A 521-nucleotide genomic window follows, 5' to 3' on the forward strand; every position below is an offset into this window, starting at 1 on the left:
GCACTGGCCGCACTTCGCATCAAGAAACCGACCATCGACACCCAACTGACGCTGCTGTAGTGACAATTCCGAAGGCCTGGCCTATACGGATCAAGCACTTACGGCGGTTGGTGTCGAACTCGAGGGCTCCTGGACGGTGCGCATGCCGGCGCTCAGCATGTCCATGGTGTCGGAGACGGTGGAGCAGGCGGTGAGCGTCGCTACAACGGCCAGCGCCACCGATGTGTGGCGGCTGCGGCTGGCACTGCGGGCACGCTCGATTTGAGTCAGGAAGTGGGGCATCAGCGAGAAATGTTCGCCAGGCAAGCGGTCATCGCTGTCGGCGCCACGGGCGACAGAGCAATCCCCCCAGCAAACAGACCCGCCAACTTTGTGAGCATCGATGTCGTATCACGTCAGACCTGCAAAATACATTTCCACGCAACTCACTGGCGGGGTGAGCCCGGCGAGCAGGGCGCGGTTATGAGGTGCGGAGCAGCGGCTGACGCGATGGGTCGGCATTGGCACCCATCAGGCCGCTG

At 62.6% G+C, this 521-nt stretch carries 1 protein-coding gene; it reads right to left on the bottom strand.

Annotation, left to right across the window (positions count from 1 at the left end; translation table 11 throughout):
- Positions 1-90: 90 nt before the first annotated feature.
- Positions 91-282, bottom strand: a complete 192-nt coding sequence (locus tag ACG0Z3_RS23225; protein WP_394402429.1) for a hypothetical protein — start codon at positions 280-282, stop codon at positions 91-93.
- Positions 283-521: the final 239 nt, after the last annotated feature.

Origin of the sequence: Pelomonas margarita (assembly GCF_043555875.1) — a bacterium.
GTDB lineage: Bacteria > Pseudomonadota > Gammaproteobacteria > Burkholderiales > Burkholderiaceae_C > Pelomonas > Pelomonas margarita.